Here is an 18,115-nt window from a genome sequence, read left to right as displayed (position 1 = left end):
TTGTGAAAGCGCATGATTAACGCGCATAAAAAACGCCGCAATCTGCGGCGTTTTTTATAGCACGGGCAATTAACCAAACTTGCCGGTGATGTAGTCTTCGGTTTCCTTGCGGCTGGGGTTGGTGAAGATCTTGTCAGTGTCATCGTACTCGATCAACTCACCCAGATACATGTAAGCGGTGTAGTCGGACACACGAGCTGCCTGCTGCATGTTGTGCGTCACCACCAGAATAGTCAGTTTGCTGCGCAGTTCGACCATCAGCTCTTCAATGTTGGCTGTTGCGATCGGGTCCAGCGCAGAGGTGGGCTCGTCAAACAGCATGATTTCTGGATCAGTGGCCAAGGCACGGGCGATACATAATCGTTGTTGCTGACCACCAGACAGGTTAAAAGCGAGGTCATGCAAGCGGTCTTTGACTTCGTTCCACAACGCCGCGCCTTTCAATGCTTCTTCAACCTTGTCATCCATAATACGTTTGTTGTTTTCACCACGCACACGCAGGCCATAAGCCACGTTTTCATAGATGGATTTTGGGAAGGGGTTAGGCTTCTGAAACACCATGCTGATGCGCATACGCACTTCAATGGGGTCTACGCCTGAATCCAGCACATTGGTGTTGTCTGGATGCATCACGATCTGGCCCTGGTATTTGTTGCCAGGATACAAATCATGCATACGGTTGAAGCAGCGCAGAAAAGTGGACTTTCCGCAGCCTGAAGGGCCAATCAGCGCGGTGATTTTGTTCTCGTACAAAGGCATGGAGATGCCTTTGAGTGCGCGTGCGCCGTTGCTATAAAAAAAGTTTAAATCGCGTGCTTCGGCTTTAATTGCAGTAGTGACAGTGGCCATGAAGTTTCCTAATTCTTGTGTGGCATTACCATTTAATATTTTTACGGATTTTATAGCGCAACCAGATGGCTGTACCATTCATTAACAGTGTGACGATGATGATCAGCGCCCCGGTGGCTGCCGCATTGACATGGAACGCATGGTCAGGGCGGGACAACCAGTTAAACATTTGAATCGGCATCACAGTAAAGCCTGAAGATAACCATTCGAAATTCAGGAAAGGCGGCTCCAGCGTGATTGGGCTGGGTGGCAGGAAGGCAATAAAGGTCAGCGCACCAATGGTAATGATGGGGGCTGTTTCACCCAGGGCACGTGCCATGCCAATAATAATACCGGTCAGGATGCCGCCATAAGAGTACTTAAATACGTGGTCATAGACGACTTGCCATTTGGTTGCGCCAACGCCGTAGGCCGCCTCACGGATAGACAGCGGGATAGAGCGGATCGCTTCTCGGGTTGAGACAATGACAATCGGTAAAATCAGCAACCCCAGGGTAAGGCCTGCGGTCAAGATGCTTTGACCAAAGTCCAGCATGTAGACAAACAGACCCAGCGCCAGCAGGCCATAGATAATCGAAGGCACACCGGCCAGGTTGGACACATTAATTTCAATCAGGTCGGTAAACCAGTTTTTCGGCGCATATTCTTCGAGATAAAGGCCAGCAGCAACCCCGACAGGGACTGCGGTCAGGAAAGTAACGGACATCACTAGCAAAGAACCTACCCAGGCAGACAGCAGGCCGGCTCTGGCCGCACGGCGTGACGGGAATTCAGTCAAAAAGTCCAGATTGAATTTTGGATAGCCATCCGCAATCAGTTGCCAGAACAGCAGCATCAGCGTAATCAGGCCCAGCATGAGGCAGATCAGGCCGATGGCGGCAAACAGGGCGTCATTACGCTTATGACGTTTAATCATGGCGCGGACTTCGGCCAGATTTTCGAGGACTGAGGCTTTATGTTCCATTTGGTATAACTTCCGCAAGTGCCGGTAAGCAAGGGTTACCGGCAGTGTATGGTGGTGATATTTCAGTAATAAGACAACGGGCAGACTTTACGAGTCTTTGTTTAGTAATTCTCGCGGTATTTCTTGCGTACCCAGTGACCCACGATATTGAAAGACAGTGTCATGATCATGAGTACCAGGCCGGCGGCAAAAATACTCTGGTAGCCTATGCTGCCATGCGGCAAGTCACCCATGGCCACCTGTACGATGTAGGCGGTAATCGTGGCAGCGCTGTCTAGCGGATTAAAGGTCAGGTTAGGCTGTTGGCCTGCTGCAATGGCAACCACCATGGTTTCACCCACTGCACGAGAAATCGCCAGAATATAGGCCGCCACAATGCCTGAGACTGCGGCGGGTGTGACCACTTTAATCGCGGTCTGGAAACGGGTTGCACCCATGGCATAAGAACCTTCACGCATGCTCATGGGCACGGCGCGCATGGCATCTTCGGACATGGAAGCAATGTAAGGAATAATCATGACGCCCATGACAATCCCGGCGCCCAGCATGTTAAAGCTGGGTAGCTGAGGGTAAATGGCTTGCAGCATGGGAGTGACAAAAAACAAGGCAAAGTAACCAAAGACAACGGTAGGCACACCCACCAGCAATTCCAGAATCGGCTTGATGGTTTCACGGGTTTTATGTGAAGCAAATTCAGACAGGAAAATTGCCGAAACGGTGCCAATTGGCACAGCCACGGCCAGCGCAATCGCGGAGGTGGTCAAAGTGCCGGAAACCAGCGGCATGATGCCGTAGTGCGCATCTTCAAACAGTGGCGTCCATTGGCTATCGGTTAAAAAATCGACGACAGACACTGTTTTAAAGAAACTCAATGATTCAAACAGCAAAACCCCCACAATTGCAAACGTGGTTGCCACTGCGACCAGCGCGGCGGTCATCAGGATGAATTCAATAATACGTTCTTTGACGTTACGACGAATATTCTTCGCCAGTCGTGGGCTGATAGTCAGTTGCGCAGGTACTTGCATTGCTTGAGTCGCCATAGTGTGATCTGTCAGGGGTGGATTTTAGCGGATAATCGGTTGTTCAGGCCGGCTTGTCAGTAAAAAAGGGGCATTTAAGCCCCTTTGTCATCATTACTTGATTCGGGACAACAAATCAGTAATTTTGATACCGACTTCTGCTGTGCCGTTAAACCCTGTGCCTGGTTTCATGGCTTTGAAGTGTGTTTTCACTGCTTCGTAATCTTCTTTTGGCAGTGGCACGTATTTGACTTCTTTCACCAGCAGTGGCGCATTTTCCAGGTAGTAAGTCACAAACGCTTTCACTTCTGGTTTAAACGCTGCAGCTGTCGCGTTCACGTAAATGAACAGTGGACGTGACAATGGCTGGTAAGTCCCGTCCATCACAGTCGTTTCAGAGGGCAACACTGGTTTAGCCCCTTCTTTGGCAACCACTGGCACCGCTTTCAGCTTGTCAGTGTTTTCCTGATAGTAGGCCATGCCGAAGTAGGCCATGCCACCCGCGTTACCGGCAACACCTTGCACCAGTACGTTGTCATCTTCTGACGGTGTGTAATCTGTGCGGCTGGCTTTTGCCTTGCCGTTAATGGCTTCGGTAAAGTAGTCAAACGTACCGGAAGCCGTGCCTGGACCGTACAGGTTGATGGCTTTGTCCGGGTAAGTGGCGTTCACTTCTTTCCAGTTTTTCACTTTGGAACCTGGTTCCCAGATTTTTTTCAGTTCGGCGACGGTGATTTGTTTCACCCAGTCGTTTTTGCTGTTCACAACCACAGTCAGTGCATCATAAGCGATAGGCAGTTCGATGAATTGAACGCCACCTTCTTTACAGGCGTCGATTTCTTTTTGTGAGATCGGGCGGGAAGCATCGGAAATATCGGTTTCGCCGCGGCAGAATTTTTTGAAGCCGCCACCAGTTCCAGATTCGCCAACGGTGACCTTCACGCCTTTGCTGCGTTGAAACTCTTCGGCAACGGCTTCGGTGATTGGGTAAACCGTGCTGGAACCATCAATTTTGATGATTTTGTCCGCAGCCGCTGCGGTGTGCGCGAAGGTAAAGGCCTGTGCGACCAGTGCGGCCATCATGGTATTGCGGAACAAACGGGTTTTCATCTAGGGACTCCTGTATTTGAGTGTGGTTTGTTTGTGATGACGGAATCATAAAAACTTAATATGACAGAAATGTGACAAAAGCTAAAAAAGACCTTGGGCAGGTCCTTTTTAGCTTACGTCCGGCTTACAGCATACTTTCGCCAATATGGTAGGCAATGGCTGCCATGATGGCGGCACAAGGAATCGTCAGCACCCATGCCCAGACAATGCGTGACGCCAGGCCCCAGCGCACCGCGGTCATGCGACGCGAGAGGCCGACGCCGACAATGGCGCCGGTAATGGTGTGCGTGGTCGACACCGGGATGCCCAGGCTGGTGGCCAGGAACAGCGCAATCGAGCCGGAGGTCTGCGCTGCGAAGCCGCCAGTGGGGCGGATTTTGGTAATGCCCATGCCCATGGTGCGCACTATGCGCCAGCCACCAAACAGCGTGCCCAGCCCCATGGCCAGCTGACAGGCAATCACCACCCAGAAGGGCACATGAAAGTCACCTTGCAGATAGCCATTGGCAAACAGCAGCACGGTAATGATGCCCATGGTTTTTTGCGCATCGTTGGCGCCATGGCCAAGGCTGAATAAAGAAGACGAGATAAATTGCAGCTTGTTAAAGCGGCTTTCGATTTTATAGGGCGAGGATTTCTGGAACGCCCACATGATGCCGATAGAGAGCAACAGCGCCAGCAACATGCCAAATAACGGCGACAAGATAATGGCAATGCCGGTGCTGATGAGCTTACTGCCGAAAATGACGCCTTGGGTGCCGGAGTGGGCCATGCCTGCGCCAATCAGGCCGCCGATCAACGCGTGGGAGGACGAGGAGGGGATGCCGAACCACCAGGTAATGACATTCCAGGCAATCGCCCCGAACAAGGCACCAAACACTACGGTATTGTTGACGATGTTAGGGTCTATGATGCCTTTGCCAACCGTGTCGGCCACATGCAGCCCAAAAAACAGAAAGGCTACAAAGTTAAAAAACGCGGCCCAGATCACGGCCGCCTGTGGCGTCAGTAAACGGGTAGACACCATGAGCGCAATCGAATTGGCGGCATCGTGAAAACCGTTCATAAAGTCAAAGATCAGCGCCACGATGACCAGCACTGCCATGACCACAATCACATGATCCATGGTCGTGTCCTAGATGCGTTCTAGCACGACACCGTGAATCACGTCAGCGACGTCTTCACAGCTGTCGACCGCTTCTTCAAACAGGTCGTACAGTTTTTGTGAGCGGATCAGACTGCGTGCGTCACTGTCTTCGGCAAACAGCCTGTGCATGCCTGAGCGCATGATGTGATCGGCTTCACCTTCGATCTGGCTGATCTCTTCACAGGTGCGCAGAATGCGTTCGGCATTTTTCATGTCTGACAGCATATGCACCGCATCCCTTACCTTTTCTGCTGCCCTTAATAAGATCTGTGCCAGGGCGACCATTTCGGGGGTGAACTTGCTGTGACCATAAATCTCGGCGCTTTGCGGAATCGCTTCCATAAAGTCAATGATGTCATCCAGCGCCATCGCCAGTTCACGGATTTCGCGGCGGTCAAACGGGGTAATAAAGGTTTTATGCAGTGAAAGCAGAATTTCCTTGGTGTATTCATCTGCCTCAGATTCGATTTTGCGGATTTCGGCAAAATGCGTTTCAAAGCCTGCCTGATCAACAACGGCCGCCATCAGCGCAAGGACTTTGGAGCCACGGACTGCACAATCAGCCAAACGGTTAAACAGGACAAAATAGTTATCGTTTCTGGGGCTGATCGCGGCCATGATGCGGCCGAAAGTGGCATTCGCCATTGAGGACTCCCTATACGTTCAAAAGTTTTGTGACAGTAATTTTACTATTTTGTGACAACAATTGTGACAAAAATATGGGGCCGTCTGAGTGTGGGCAGCTGTGGGATACATCATGGTTTGCAAGTTCTTTAATAATAAATGCAAGTTTTGCCTATAAAAGCTGCAAGTTCTGCAATGTATTTAATACCTCATTATCGGAAATTGTAGTTTTTCTACAGGTATTCTTAAAACTGCCTGAATGGTTCAAAGAGGGTTCTGTAATTTCAATCTGCATTGAGTCTTAGAGGGATATGAACGTATTCTTTTAGCACCTCATAGCTTCAAGTAATGCTGCTACATTCAATTCAAAGACATTCCTCATTTTCTTTGTGCAGTCTAGCTAGAGTTTGCATTTCCTTTTCTAAATTACTTAGAAATGAATATGTGGGACTAAAGATAATGACGGTCTTCGAGCAGAATAGCGTATTCATCAGCCCATACTTGAATATATGATGACTATCATATATTATGGTCGTCATGAAAAATAAACCCGATGCAAAAGGCACTCCCAATCGAAAAGAAATCACGCACGCACGAATCGTAGAGACTGCTGCAAGGGCTATTCGTCGAAGTGGTTATAGTGGTACAGGTGTCGCGGATATTATGAAGGAGGCGGGGCTTACTCACGGCGGATTCTATGCTCACTTTGCATCTAGAGATGAAATGCTGGCTGAAGCAGCTAGCCTTGCAGGCGCTGAAACGATAGCAGTGACTGAGCAACTGTTCGCTCATGTACCTAAAGAGCAACGATTGTGGACGCTCATGAATGTTTATTTGTCTGAAGAGCATACGGCGAACATTGAAACGGGATGCTCATTTGCAGCACTTGGTTCTGAAATGCACAGGCAAGCTCCAGAAGTCAGAGCCGCGTCAACGCATAAAATCAAAGAAATGATTGGCCTGGTTGAAGCGGAGTTATCTGCGCAGAGCTCGGCCAATGCGCGCCAAGATGCCATGTTTATCGTTTCCACGATGGTGGGCACACTGATGCTAGCTCGCGCTGTAGATGATGAAGAACTGTCTGTTGCTTTAAGACAAGCTGCTTTAAAACATTTTGCCCCGAAAGAAAATTAGTCTTTAAGTAGCAACTTTCATTTTTTTAATAAAAAATATGATGATCATCATATTTTAACATTTAGCGATTATTTAAGGACAACCAATGAAAGCATTCATCCTGGAACGTTATGGCAAGTCAAATCAGATGCGAGTTGCAGCCGTCGCTCGTCCCACAATCAAATCTGACGAAGTACTTGTTAAGGTTCATGCAGTCGGCCTAAATCCGATTGATACGATGATCCCCAAAGGAACATTCAAGCCAATATTGAAGTTTGAACTTCCTGCAATCATGGGAAGCGACCTCGCCGGCACTGTACTAGAGGTTGGAGATAAGGTGACAAGATTTAAACCAGGTGACGCAGTTTATGCCAGTATTTTTGATACAGGAAAAGGATCTCTTGCTGAATATGCTGTCGTTCCTGAAAGCGCAGCTGCCCAAAAGCCCCAGAAATTAGATTTTGTAGAGGCTGCTTCTATACCGATGGTGGGGCTCACCGCTTGGCAAGCATTCCAAGATCATGGATCGGCTATCAAGCATGGACAAAAAGTGTTTGTTCCGGCGGGTTCTGGCGGGATAGGCACATTCGCGATTCAACTCGCAAAATACTTGGGCGCGACAGTGGCAACCACCACCAGCAGCCAAAATATCGCGCTGGTTAAACAGCTGGGTGCAGATGAGGTGATTGATTACAAAACCCAGGCTTTTGAAAACCTGTTGAATGACTATGATTTTGTGTTGGGGACAGTCAGGGGCGATGGGGTTGAAAAAGCGCTTCAAATCCTGAAACCCAATACAAAGGTGATTTCATTAGTCGGACCTCCTGATGCCGCATTTGCTCGCAAAAGAGGCATGAATATTATCATGCAATGGGTCTTCGGCATAATCAGTAGAAAAATCATCAAACTCGCCAAAAGGCGGCATATCGAATATGCGTTTATGTTCGTACACCCGGATGGCCAGCAGCTTGTTGAAATTGCCCAGCTGATCGATAGCGGACATATCAAACCAGTCATCGATAAAGTGTTTTCATTTGACCAAACATTGGAGGCGCTCGCTTACCTTGAAGCGGGGCGTGCAAAGGGTAAAGTGGTTATTCGTTTAATTTAAAAGCAGGCTCAAATCACTTTTTAACTTACTACAAAGGAAATGTCACATGAACAATAAAGTTGCACTTGTTACAGGGGCTTCATCAGGGATCGGGCAAGCCATAGCAGAGTTGTTATCTCGGTCAGGCTATATCGTATACGGTACAAGTCGGAAAGGCAGCTCATCTGAGCAACGCAGTTACAAGATGGTCGCACTGGATGTCAATAGCGAAGCATCTATACAGTCTGCCGTGAAAGAGGTGGTTGAGGCAGAAGGTCGTATTGATGTTGTTGTGAATAATGCGGGTTTTGGTGTTGAAGCAGGTGGTGCAGAAGAAAGCTCGATTGCCCAAATGCAGCAAGTCTTTGATACCAATTTCTTTGGTGTAGTACGCGTCATTCAAGCCGTGTTGCCCTACATGCGCAAACAAAAACAAGGGCGAATTATTAACATCAGCTCTATGCTTGGCTTATTACCCGCACCCTTTATGGCAACTTACTCAGCCACCAAGCACGCCATAGAAGGCTACTCTGAATCTTTAGATCATGAGCTACGCACCAGAGGGATACGTGTGTCTCTTATTGAACCTGCCTATACCAAGACCAACTTTGAAGCCAATGCACCAGCGTTAGACAGAAAAATCGAGGAATATGCGGTCGCGAGAAAAGCATTGGCTAAGTTAATGAAAACCGCGATCGAAGGCGGGGATGATCCAATGGTAGTTGCTAAAGTGGTACTCAAAGCTGCAAATGCTAAAAATCCTAAAATTCGTTATCCAGCCGGGAAACTCGCTTGTCGATTAAACTTTTTAAGGAAGTTTGCGCCAGCTGTGATGATGGATAAAGGCATACGCCAGGAAATGAATTTGGATATGCTTGATAAAATTGCCGGTTAAATGCAAGAGATGATGCATTTATCTTTTAATCTCCTAGCGGTTGTGACCGCAGGCATTTTCTTATTGATTGCCATAGTCTGGCTATTTGCCCCTGACCATTTTTTGGCGGCATGGAACATAAAGGACTATGCTGAGACCAGACTGATCGGTAGGCGTCTTTCTGTCCTCTATGCGGGGGTAAGTATCATGTTTTTTGCGGCTAGACACGCAGAGCAATCGACCATCCGCACAGCTCTGATCTACGGCTTGGTCAGCACCTGCCTGATACTTGCTGTGTTAGGTTGTTATGAATTACTTAAAGGCAGAGCAGGCAAAGGCATTTTAGCTGCTGTGTTGATAGAGGTATTACTAAGCATCTTGTTTATGCTAATCATTTAGTCGGTGAGATACTCTAAGCCTAAACTAAAACAGTCTCTTTAATTCAAAGCACGGTTAATCCGGGCTTTTTTTATTTCTCTTTTCATAACTTGCAGTATTCGTGTTAATCACGTCCGATACTTGCAGCATAGGAGGTTGAACGCTTGCAGCTTATGCAGCAAGACTTTTAATAAGTAATTGAATCGATTGCAATGTAACTTTCAGCTATTAAGTCAAGCCAAAGCAGCGAAAGTTACGCCTGAACCAAGGACATTGCTGCGGTATAATGCTGGTTTTTACATTTTTATACGCACAGAAAATGGAAGCCGAACACCTTAATAGTATTGCCAATGCACTGAGCGACCTGACCCAACGCCACGAAGCGCTTCGGGGGTATCTTTGACTACGAGAACAAGCAGCAACGCTTAGCCGAAGTTAACGGCCTGCTCGAGGATCCTAAAGTCTGGGATAACGCCGAAAAAGCACAAAATCTGGGCAAGGAAAAACGCATGCTTGAAAGCGTGGTCATGACGCTGGATGATGTGTCTCAGTCATTGTCCGATAGCCGTGAATTGTTTGACATGGCGCGTGAAGAAGGGGATGACGACACATTGCTGAGTGTGGAGGCTGATGCCCAGAAGATAGAAAAAATCGTTGCCGAGATGGAGTTCAAGCGCATGTTCTCGCAGCCGATGGACGCCAACAATTGCTTTATTGAGTTTCAGTCTGGCAGCGGTGGCACTGAAGCACAAGACTGGGCCGGCATGTTACTGCGCATGTATTTGCGTTACGTAGAACGCAAAGGTTTCAAAGTCGAGGTGCTTGAGGAATCAGAAGGCGACATTGCCGGGATTAAAGGCGCCTCGATTAAAGTGACTGGGGATTATGCGTTTGGCACCTTGCGCACCGAAAGCGGGGTGCATCGCCTGGTCCGTAAGTCGCCCTTCGATGCCAACTCCAAGCGTCATACCAGCTTTGCCAGCGTGCAAATCTTTCCGGAAGTGGACGATTCGATTGAAATTGAAATCAATCCTGCAGATTTGCGCATTGATACTTACCGCGCCAGTGGTGCCGGTGGTCAGCATATTAACAAAACCGATTCTGCTGTGCGGATTACCCACTTGCCAACGGGGGTGGTCGTGCAATGCCAGAATGACCGTTCACAGCATAGAAACAAAGAAGAAGCGATGAATATGCTGAAAGGCGCCTTGTATAACCTGGAACTCAGCAAGCGTAATGAAGAAAAGCAGGCGCTGGAAGATGCCAAAACCGATATTGGTTGGGGTCACCAGATCCGTAGCTATGTGCTGGATCAAGGCCGGATCAAAGACTTGCGTACCAATGTTGAAATCGGCAATACGCAAGGCGTGCTCGATGGCGATCTCGATCCGTTTATCATGGAAAGCTTGAAGCAGGGCCTGTAATAGATGTCAGAAGTCAGTGATGTAAACGCGTTTGAGGAGTTCCTCAAACCGGGAGTCTATGTTCAGGATATTGATGCATTGTTTCCCCTGTTGCAGTCCTCACACATCATCGATGTGCTGATCGGGCTGTTCCGCGGCGGCCGTGATGAAGTGATGATTCGCCTCGCCGTGATGCGTGAAATTGCAGCGCGGGCAGAGTTGCCCGAGTGGACGCCAGCCCAGTTGCAAAATCATCTTTCTTTTATTGATGCTACCAAGCTGGAAACCGTGTTGCACCGCTTGCGCAGCCACGACTTGCTGCAATGGGACGCAGACCGCCGTGTTTACCAGATTTCTGCCGCGGGCCGCATGGTGTTGTCTGCCATCAGTGGCTTGTTGCGGTTTGGCGAAGCTGATGACGAGTTGGGCTACCTGATGTCGCAGGCGGCGGGCGGCAGTGCCGTCGGTGAACTGAGTGCCGAGCATCTGAGTCACGTACTGGCCAAACTCACCGAATACGAACATTTCTTCCAGGAAGCGATTGCCTCAGGTTCCGAGTTCAGGCTGAAGTCGGCGCAGGCCAGATTGAGCAAGGCGCAACCCTGGATTGAAAAAGCCACGGCACTGATCAATACCATTTCAGAAAACGGCATGGATGATGCCGGTTGGCAAATTGTGCATAAAATTGCCAGCCAGCAGTCGCGTTTACTCAATATGGCCTCGGTCTTTCAGCGTGAACTGGCCAAAGTGGCCAGGCAGCGGGTCATGCTGTCGCAAGGCGGCCTGAGCTCCACCGAGTTATCCGCCTGGTTGCAGCAACGCAGCGTTGAGTCGCTGGCGCAAATGGGCGCGCGGATGGCAGTGACACCAGAACCGCTGTTTGTGCTGCCCGACGTGATGCTGGATATTGCCGATGACGTGCTCGAACGTGAAGTGGCAGTGCCTAAAGTCTCTGTCATGCCCCCGGATGTGGAAGTCACCCCTGCGCAAACCGAAGCCTTTTCTTACCCGCCACAACTCACCGACCTCACGCGTGTGCTGGCACAACTCGACGACGATAGCGCATTGCCAGATGTGGTCGTTGGTGGTGGCTTTGCCCAGGCGTCTTACCGGTACTCTCTGCTGACCTTTTTAGGTGAAAAACATGAGGATGCCGACTTGAATGCGCTGGCAGAACAACCGTTCCGCCTAACGCACGCACTGGATGCGCCACTGCAAGCCGTACATCGAAACGAGGTGGCCGCCATGACCGCCGGTCAATTAATTAAACATACGCCAGCCAAGGAGGGTTAACCGCATGCAACAAACAAGCGAACAACTGGCCGCCAGACTGATTGCTCATCGTTATTTACCGCGTTCTGATGAAGTCATCAGGCGCGTGCTGTTCGATCTGGACTTTCGGGTCTCGCTCGAAAACAACCTCAAGGCCTGCGGTTTGCGCTTGCTGGACAACCCTTATGCCAGCCACGTGGCGGTGGGGCTGCACCAGGACGCAGAGCGTGCCGTGATGGATGATGGTCAGCAATGGCTGAGTAACAATATTGGGTTGCCCAAAGATACATTGGCCTTGACCGTGGTGCTGTGGGCCTTGATTATCCTGCCCAAGCGCGAACGTCAGTTGGGGCGGGAAGCCGCACTGGAGTCACAAGGCGAGTTGTTTGGCACGCTGGTTAAAGCCGAGCCGTCAGAGGAGTTGTCACGCGGCATCCCCGAAAACGTGTTGCTTGAGGATTTTGGCAAATTGCTGGGTGGCAAAGGCCGTATCAGTAATTTTGCCTTGCCACAGTTGTCGCGCCTGGGACTCATAGAACGCCGTAACAAGATTATTTACGAAGGTCCTTTACTCGACCTGGTGTTTGACTATGCCGAAATGGCCCCGCGCATCATCCAGGGCGCCCTGGGTGATCTGATCCGCGAGCAAGCGCAGAGCGCTGGCGCGGGTCAGGCAACTTCTTAAATCAATGAACACACAGAAAGACGATCAATAAGATGTTCAGGCTAAATCGACTGGAAGTCGTACATTGGGATTACTGGCAACGTTTTGTGGTGCCGCTGGATGCTTCCATTATTACCATTGTCGGGCCCAATGGCTCGGGCAAAACCACGCTGCTGGATGCCATGCGTACCCTGCTTGCGCTGGAATGCTCAGGCTCTGGTTCAGGGAAACGGGATTACAAGCGCTATGTGCGTCGCAACGGCGAAGATTTTTGCTGGTTGCTGGGCGTGGTAGACAACAGTCGCCCTGTCGGGAGCAGCAAGCGCCCATTCGGCATTCCGTTCATGCAGGACAAAATCACACTGGCTTGCCATATCGAGAAAAAAGGCGGTGACTGGGTACGGCATTACTGGGTGGCCGATGGTGAAGTGGCACTCAAGGACATGGCGCAACAGGGCCAGGAATTTGGGGTGCGCGATTATCAGCGTCTGCTGCATGAGGCCGGATTGTCGCCCGCCATTGCCCGTGTGCTGTCACTCGAGCAAGGCCAGACCGACAAGTTATGCGAATACAAGCCACGCGAGTTGCTCGATTTGGTGTTTGATGTGTTTGGTGACAAAGAGATTCTGACCCGCTATCAGGAGGCCAGGCAGCATCAGCGGGCCACCGAACAGGAATTGCAATACACACAAAATAACCTGAAGGCGCTGGAACACAGCCTGCAAACCCAGGAGCAGCGTGTGAACCGCTATCTGGAATGGCAGCAGCTGACCCAGGAGCAGGCCTTGCTGGTGGAAGAGGTGAGACCCCGGCTGGAGTTTTACCAGTTGCAGGAAGAAGCGGAGCGTGCAGCCCGCAGTCTGGATGCCAACCGTAAAGAGCGTGAAGGTCTGCAGGCAGACCTGTCGGCCAAGACCAGTGAACTGGACTATCACAAAACCCAGGCCGAGCATTTGCAGAGCCAGCAGCAAGCCACGCGTCTGCATGAAGCCGACTTGAGCCAGCAGGTTAACCAGCTCAACAAGGAAGAGGGCAAGCTGGAAGCGGTCCTCGAGCAGAAGAAGCAGCTTGAAGCACAAGCGGCATTGAGTGCCGACGTGGTGCAAGCAACGACCGAGCTGGGGCAGCTTGAGCAGCAGCGTAGTGCCTTGCAAAACCGGTTGTGGGCCAAACAGCAACAGCAGCAGCAATGGCAACATACCCTGGAAAACCTGAGCAGCGGGCGCCGGGCAGATCCACACGAAGTGACGGAGTTCAGGCAGGCGCTGAGTAAGGCTAATATTGCGCATGACACACTGGCCGACATTCTGGAAGTGACGGATGCCGGTTGGCAAACAGCCGTTGAGGCGGTATTGGCACCGTTTGCGCATGTCATCATGCTGCACAGTGAAAAACAGGCCGAGACGGCCTTTGCCCTGGGTGAAAGTCTGAAGTATCGTCACCTGATTGTGCCGGAGAGACAGTTGGCCGGTTTGCCACCCAAAGGCTCTTTGCTGGAAGTGATAAAACTCAAACAACCGGTGGCGCCCTGGATGCTGACGATGCTGGAACGTACGCAACGGGTGGAAGATACTGCCGCCGGCGTTGCCTTGCCACGCGGTGAGGACTGGGTGACACGTCAGGGATACTTGCGCGAGCGTCGTGGTGGCCGGCATGCGGCCCCGAATGAACCCAGGTTTGGTAAAGCCAGGCTGGACAGTTTGCGCCAGAACCTGCAACAGATCGAAACCGAGATCAATGTCTTGCAGGATGAACTGCATCCGTTGCGACAGCAGATTCAAACCCTCAAAAATGCGCTGGCCGGGGTCGATGCAGCCGCACAACTGGCGGCACGTGCCGAGCAGTTTGCCAGCGTTGAGCGGCAGTATGCGGACGTCAAGGCACAACGGCAGGCGGTCGGCGAGAAGTTGTATGAAGTGTCGCAACTGAATACACAGCTGGAGGAACGTATCCGCGAGTCTATCCGTGCTCAGGAAAGCATACGCAACAAGATTGCCCAGTTGCAAAAAGACATTGTCGATAAAGAAAACCGCGAAGGCTGGGCTGAGCAAGAGCGTCGGCTGGAGCGTATTCGTCACGACCAGCAGAAATTGCCCGCAGACTGGCAGGAAACTGCGGCCAACAAGCAGCTGCTCGAAAAGTGGGAGAGCCCACGCTTGGTGGATATTCAAATTGAACAGATAGCCAAGCGACTGGAAACGCAAAGTTGGGAGACCGACCCTTATGTAATCGCCATGCGCGACAAAATGCAGGCGGATTACCTGACGCAAAAAGAGGATGTTGAAAGCCGCGAACGTGACAACCGGGCTGCACAAACGCAAACCGAACATGCCCGTGAAGCCTATATTGGCCGCTTGCGTTACTCGGTGAGCAAGTACAGCAAAAACCTTAAAGAGCTGGCCAAAATGGCCGATGTCGACGTCGATTGTGCGCCGGTCGCGCTGGAGGCAGATGATCTGACCTTGTCACAAGCTGGGCTCGAAGTGCGGTTTGGTTTTGACGACAAAGGCTTGTCTGGCATGAATGATGGGGATGCTTCTGGCGGCCAGCAGGTCATGAAGTCACTGATTTTGCTGGTGGCGCTGATGATGGAAGAAACCCGGCCAGGTGGGTTTGTCTTTATTGACGAGCCTTTTGCACACCTGGATATTTTCAACATCAAGCGCGTGGCCAGGTTCCTGCAGGCGACCAAGGCACAATACCTGCTCACGACGCCGGTGACCCATAACGTCGATGTGTATGACCCTTCGATGTTGACGCTGGTCACCGCCAAGAAGCAGGCGAATGCCGGCTGGGCGCCGCGGGTTGGCGTGCTGGTGCGCGAGCATTAGTCTCCGATTGTCCGGTCATGCCCGGGCCGGACAATCGCCATTCGATACAAACCGCTACATTACGATACACCGTTGCCGTTATGCCGCGCTTACAATCGCCTGGTGATGATGACATCAAGCAGGAGGTGGCGACATGGCGAGTATTCTTTGTACTGTGAGTGCGCAAATCACACAAAACATCTTTTCGCGCATCGATTTGGAACACTGTGGCTTTTTGGATCAGCGTGCCTTGCAGCGCGCGTTGAAAGACCTCAGCCAAGCAGAGGTGCGCAGTCTGCTCCACAGGCTGGACCAGGATGGGGACGACCGCATTTCCCCTTATGAACTCAATCTGGCGATTATCGACTGGTTGAGTCAGACGCAACTGCAGTCCAGGCAGGCACCGGTCAGTCCTCTGTTTGCCCGATTGGTCAGTGATTACGGTCCTGCGCACTAATCTGTTTGTATCAGGCGCATAGCAGCCGTTTTTAAGCCTCTACTTGGCCGCAATACAGCCAGCGCCCGTCTAGATATTCAAAACGGCTGTGTTCAGTCATGGTCGTCTTCTTTTGCTGACCACTTTGATAAGTCGCCACAAAAGTGACTTCAGCATGGGTGGCATCCTGTTGGTGATGTGCAAGCACCTCGAGTTTTAACCATTTAATTCCCTGCAAATCTGCTTGTGTCAGGCTATTCGGCCGTGTCTCAGTGTGCCAGGTTTGTAAAATATAGTCAGGCAATCTGAGGGCATAAGCGCTGTAGCGAGAGCGCATCAGGCGCTCGGCATCGGGGGCGGGTAAGCCTTGGTGTAAAGGCTGGCAGCAGGCTGCATAAGCATTTCCGCTGTAACAAGGGCAGGCATGTTTCAAATTTGGGTATCCTGGTAAGTAAAATACATTCAGCCGTGATCAGCACTGAATGCTGTTTTAAAATGTTTAAATCTGTTTACTCGTTTGAGAGAAGATTCTAAACTATCGCCCACTCAGGTGTCCTATGCATATTTTTAATTTTCTCCCCGCAAACCGCCGACCATGTTTATGTCGCTGCAATCCTCTGCATGGACACGCTTTCAATCTATCCCCGCTGGTTGCCCCTGTTCTTAAGCATCCTTGAACATCCCTTTGGTTATTTATGCACAAAAAACGGATTGATTGGATGAAGCACGTGAGGTATACGCGGCTTGGCTCTATCTGGTTATCCTTGAGGGTTGTTGTGTAATGGGGCTGGATGCGCTGATGCACGGCGTGCGTTTGATCCGTCAGTCAGATCGACTGGTGCGACTTCTGGCACGCTGGCAGATGGCCAGGGCGGCTAGAGTCGCAACGCTAGTCTCAGGCATGCGCACAACGACGGTGAGTGTGCTGGTGGCAGTCAGCTTGAGCGCGTGCCTTCATACCGAGATGCCTGCGCTGGATACGCCAGCACCGGCTCAGTGGCGTCAGGCGTACACCACATCGGCCACGCAACTGTCAGCGGCCGAAACAGCGTGGTGGCTTGCATTCAAGGATCCACTGCTAAACCAGCTCATGCAAACCGCCCTCAAGCAAAATCTAACGCTACAGCAAGCCAGTGAGCGGATCAGCTATGCCCGTTCTTTGCAGGCACATGAGCTGGCGACCGAAAAACCGCAGCTCAGTTTATATGCCGGTCCGAATAGCCTTTCGCGTATGCTTGCAGTGGGGAATAGCTCCTCCGGTCAATCGCGCCATGCCGCTTCCGGGGCATTTCTGGCTGGCTTTGACCTGATTTGGGAGCTGCCTATCTTTGGCCAGGGCGCCGGTCAGCGGCAAATTACGCAGGCTGATTTACAAATTGCAGAGGCAGACGTCTCCAGCAGGCAATTGTCATTAGCGGCTGAATTGGTCCGCGTTTACGCTGAGCTGGATGCAGCTGTCCAGCGTGAAAAGCAGTTGGCACTTGCCGAAGCGGGATATGCCAACTTGCGGACACTGTCGAATAAAGGCGTGAGCGGTGGGTTTACTTCTCCAGAAACTGCTGAGTCGTTTATGACGGAAGTTCAGGGTGCCCAGCGCATGCGCAGGCAAAACCGCCTTAACCAGGAAATGGCCTTGCAAAGACTGGCTGTGCTCTGTGGCCAGGCCGAACCAACTGAGGCTTGGTTGACAGAGTTACAGTCACGTCCGGCTGGCAAGCTTGCCGAGGATGTGCAATCCATCTCGTTACCAATGCGCGTCCCTGCAGAAATTATCCGCCAGCGTCCAGATATCAAGGTGGCAGAGTCACAGGTATTGAAAGCAACCGGGGCGTTGGGCATCGCCAAATCTGACCTGTATCCAAAATTATCTATTGAGGGCGCTCTGATGATTGCCGGGCGGGTGACCGGTGAAAGCTTGAGGCACACTGGATCATTGACCTATATTGCCCCTTCTATCAATATCCCCCTGCTGGATTGGGGATTAAGACGGGAAGTGGTAAATCAGCGTGAGTCGCAACTGCGGGAGGCATTGCTGGCTTACAAGGAGGCTGTATTACTGGCGATTGAAGAAACTGAAAATGCGCTGGTGAATTTTAATGAAAGCCGAGCACAGCTACTGGCGGAAGAGCAAGCCTTGAGCCGGTGGCAGATACAATCTGCCAAGTTACAACGTGCGGTGGATGTCGGCTATCTGAGCAAGATGGATGTATTCAAGCAGGATATGCGAAACCAGCAGACCTTATTACAATATATAGACGCCAAACAGGCCTGGATGAGGGGGTATGCTTTTGCAAATAAAGCGCTCTCCGGGGCTGTCAGTCTGAATCCTGATCAACAGGCTACGGAAAATACACAATAA

At 51.0% G+C, this 18,115-nt stretch carries 17 protein-coding genes; 10 read left to right on the top strand and 7 right to left on the bottom strand.

Annotation, left to right across the window (positions count from 1 at the left end; translation table 11 throughout):
- Positions 1-69: 69 nt before the first annotated feature.
- The 6 genes from pstB to GOC95_RS03345 form a co-directional block, all read right to left on the bottom strand.
- The gene (pstB, locus tag GOC95_RS03370; protein ID WP_194748145.1) at positions 70-849 is read right to left on the bottom strand and encodes a phosphate ABC transporter ATP-binding protein PstB; all 780 of its coding nucleotides are present in this window, start codon (positions 847-849) and stop codon (positions 70-72) included.
- A 25-nt stretch (positions 850-874) separates the two neighbouring features.
- On the bottom strand, positions 875-1,813 hold the full coding sequence (gene pstA, locus GOC95_RS03365) for a phosphate ABC transporter permease PstA (protein ID WP_194748144.1): 939 nt from the start codon (positions 1,811-1,813) through the stop codon (positions 875-877).
- A gap of 101 nt (positions 1,814-1,914) precedes the next feature.
- Positions 1,915-2,841 carry a phosphate ABC transporter permease subunit PstC gene (pstC, locus tag GOC95_RS03360; RefSeq protein ID WP_194748465.1) on the bottom strand — a complete coding sequence of 309 codons (927 nt, stop codon included), beginning with the start codon at positions 2,839-2,841 and terminating at the stop codon, positions 1,915-1,917.
- Positions 2,842-2,949: 108 nt separating this feature from the next.
- Complete coding sequence (locus GOC95_RS03355) at positions 2,950-3,945, bottom strand: PstS family phosphate ABC transporter substrate-binding protein (protein ID WP_275355752.1); 996 nt, start codon at positions 3,943-3,945, stop codon at positions 2,950-2,952.
- A gap of 124 nt (positions 3,946-4,069) precedes the next feature.
- The gene (locus GOC95_RS03350; RefSeq protein WP_275355750.1) at positions 4,070-5,071 is read right to left on the bottom strand and encodes an inorganic phosphate transporter; all 1,002 of its coding nucleotides are present in this window, start codon (positions 5,069-5,071) and stop codon (positions 4,070-4,072) included.
- 9 nt (positions 5,072-5,080) lie between these two features.
- A complete protein-coding gene (locus GOC95_RS03345) occupies positions 5,081-5,737 on the bottom strand; it encodes a DUF47 family protein (protein WP_194748138.1) in 657 nt (218 codons plus the stop codon).
- Positions 5,738-6,253: 516 nt separating this feature from the next.
- Here GOC95_RS03345 and GOC95_RS03340 point away from each other — a divergent pair.
- The 9 genes from GOC95_RS03340 (at position 6,254) to GOC95_RS03300 (ending at position 15,777) form a co-directional block, all read left to right on the top strand.
- On the top strand, positions 6,254-6,850 hold the full coding sequence (locus GOC95_RS03340; RefSeq protein ID WP_275355748.1) for a TetR/AcrR family transcriptional regulator: 597 nt from the start codon (positions 6,254-6,256) through the stop codon (positions 6,848-6,850).
- Between the two features lie 85 nt (positions 6,851-6,935).
- A complete protein-coding gene (locus GOC95_RS03335; RefSeq protein ID WP_275355746.1) occupies positions 6,936-7,940 on the top strand; it encodes an NADP-dependent oxidoreductase in 1,005 nt (334 codons plus the stop codon).
- 46 nt (positions 7,941-7,986) lie between these two features.
- On the top strand, positions 7,987-8,814 hold the full coding sequence (locus GOC95_RS03330) for an oxidoreductase (RefSeq protein WP_275355744.1): 828 nt from the start codon (positions 7,987-7,989) through the stop codon (positions 8,812-8,814).
- Positions 8,815-9,192, top strand: coding sequence for a hypothetical protein (locus GOC95_RS03325; RefSeq protein WP_275355742.1), 378 nt, complete (start codon positions 8,815-8,817; stop codon positions 9,190-9,192).
- Positions 9,193-9,490: 298 nt separating this feature from the next.
- A protein-coding gene (gene prfB / locus GOC95_RS03320) for a peptide chain release factor 2 (protein WP_194748464.1) occupies positions 9,491-10,595 on the top strand; the annotation gives its coding sequence in 2 pieces (ribosomal slippage) (positions 9,491-9,571 and positions 9,573-10,595; 1,104 coding nt in all).
- A 3-nt stretch (positions 10,596-10,598) separates the two neighbouring features.
- Positions 10,599-11,867, top strand: coding sequence for a hypothetical protein (locus GOC95_RS03315; protein ID WP_275355740.1), 1,269 nt, complete (start codon positions 10,599-10,601; stop codon positions 11,865-11,867).
- A 4-nt stretch (positions 11,868-11,871) separates the two neighbouring features.
- Positions 11,872-12,531 (top strand): hypothetical protein, encoded by a 660-nt coding sequence (locus GOC95_RS03310; RefSeq protein ID WP_194748134.1) that lies wholly within the window; start codon positions 11,872-11,874, stop codon positions 12,529-12,531.
- Between the two features lie 32 nt (positions 12,532-12,563).
- Complete coding sequence (locus tag GOC95_RS03305; protein WP_275355739.1) at positions 12,564-15,341, top strand: ATP-binding protein; 2,778 nt, start codon at positions 12,564-12,566, stop codon at positions 15,339-15,341.
- Positions 15,342-15,474: 133 nt separating this feature from the next.
- Positions 15,475-15,777: an EF-hand domain-containing protein gene (locus GOC95_RS03300; protein WP_194748130.1), complete on the top strand. Its 303-nt coding sequence runs from the start codon at positions 15,475-15,477 to the stop codon at positions 15,775-15,777.
- A gap of 31 nt (positions 15,778-15,808) precedes the next feature.
- Here the strand turns inward: GOC95_RS03300 and GOC95_RS03295 are convergent, their stop codons facing one another.
- Positions 15,809-16,189, bottom strand: coding sequence for a YchJ family metal-binding protein (locus GOC95_RS03295; protein WP_275355736.1), 381 nt, complete (start codon positions 16,187-16,189; stop codon positions 15,809-15,811).
- Positions 16,190-16,471: 282 nt separating this feature from the next.
- Between GOC95_RS03295 and GOC95_RS03290 the strand changes: the two genes are divergently transcribed.
- Positions 16,472-18,115, top strand: a complete 1,644-nt coding sequence (locus tag GOC95_RS03290; protein ID WP_275355734.1) for a TolC family protein — start codon at positions 16,472-16,474, stop codon at positions 18,113-18,115.

The organism is Methylophilus sp. YYY-1, from assembly GCF_029132825.1.
In the GTDB taxonomy this organism is placed as follows: domain Bacteria; phylum Pseudomonadota; class Gammaproteobacteria; order Burkholderiales; family Methylophilaceae; genus Methylophilus; species Methylophilus glucosoxydans.
Note: the sequence above shows the minus strand (reverse complement) of the source record. Positions and strands in the feature narration are given on the sequence as shown.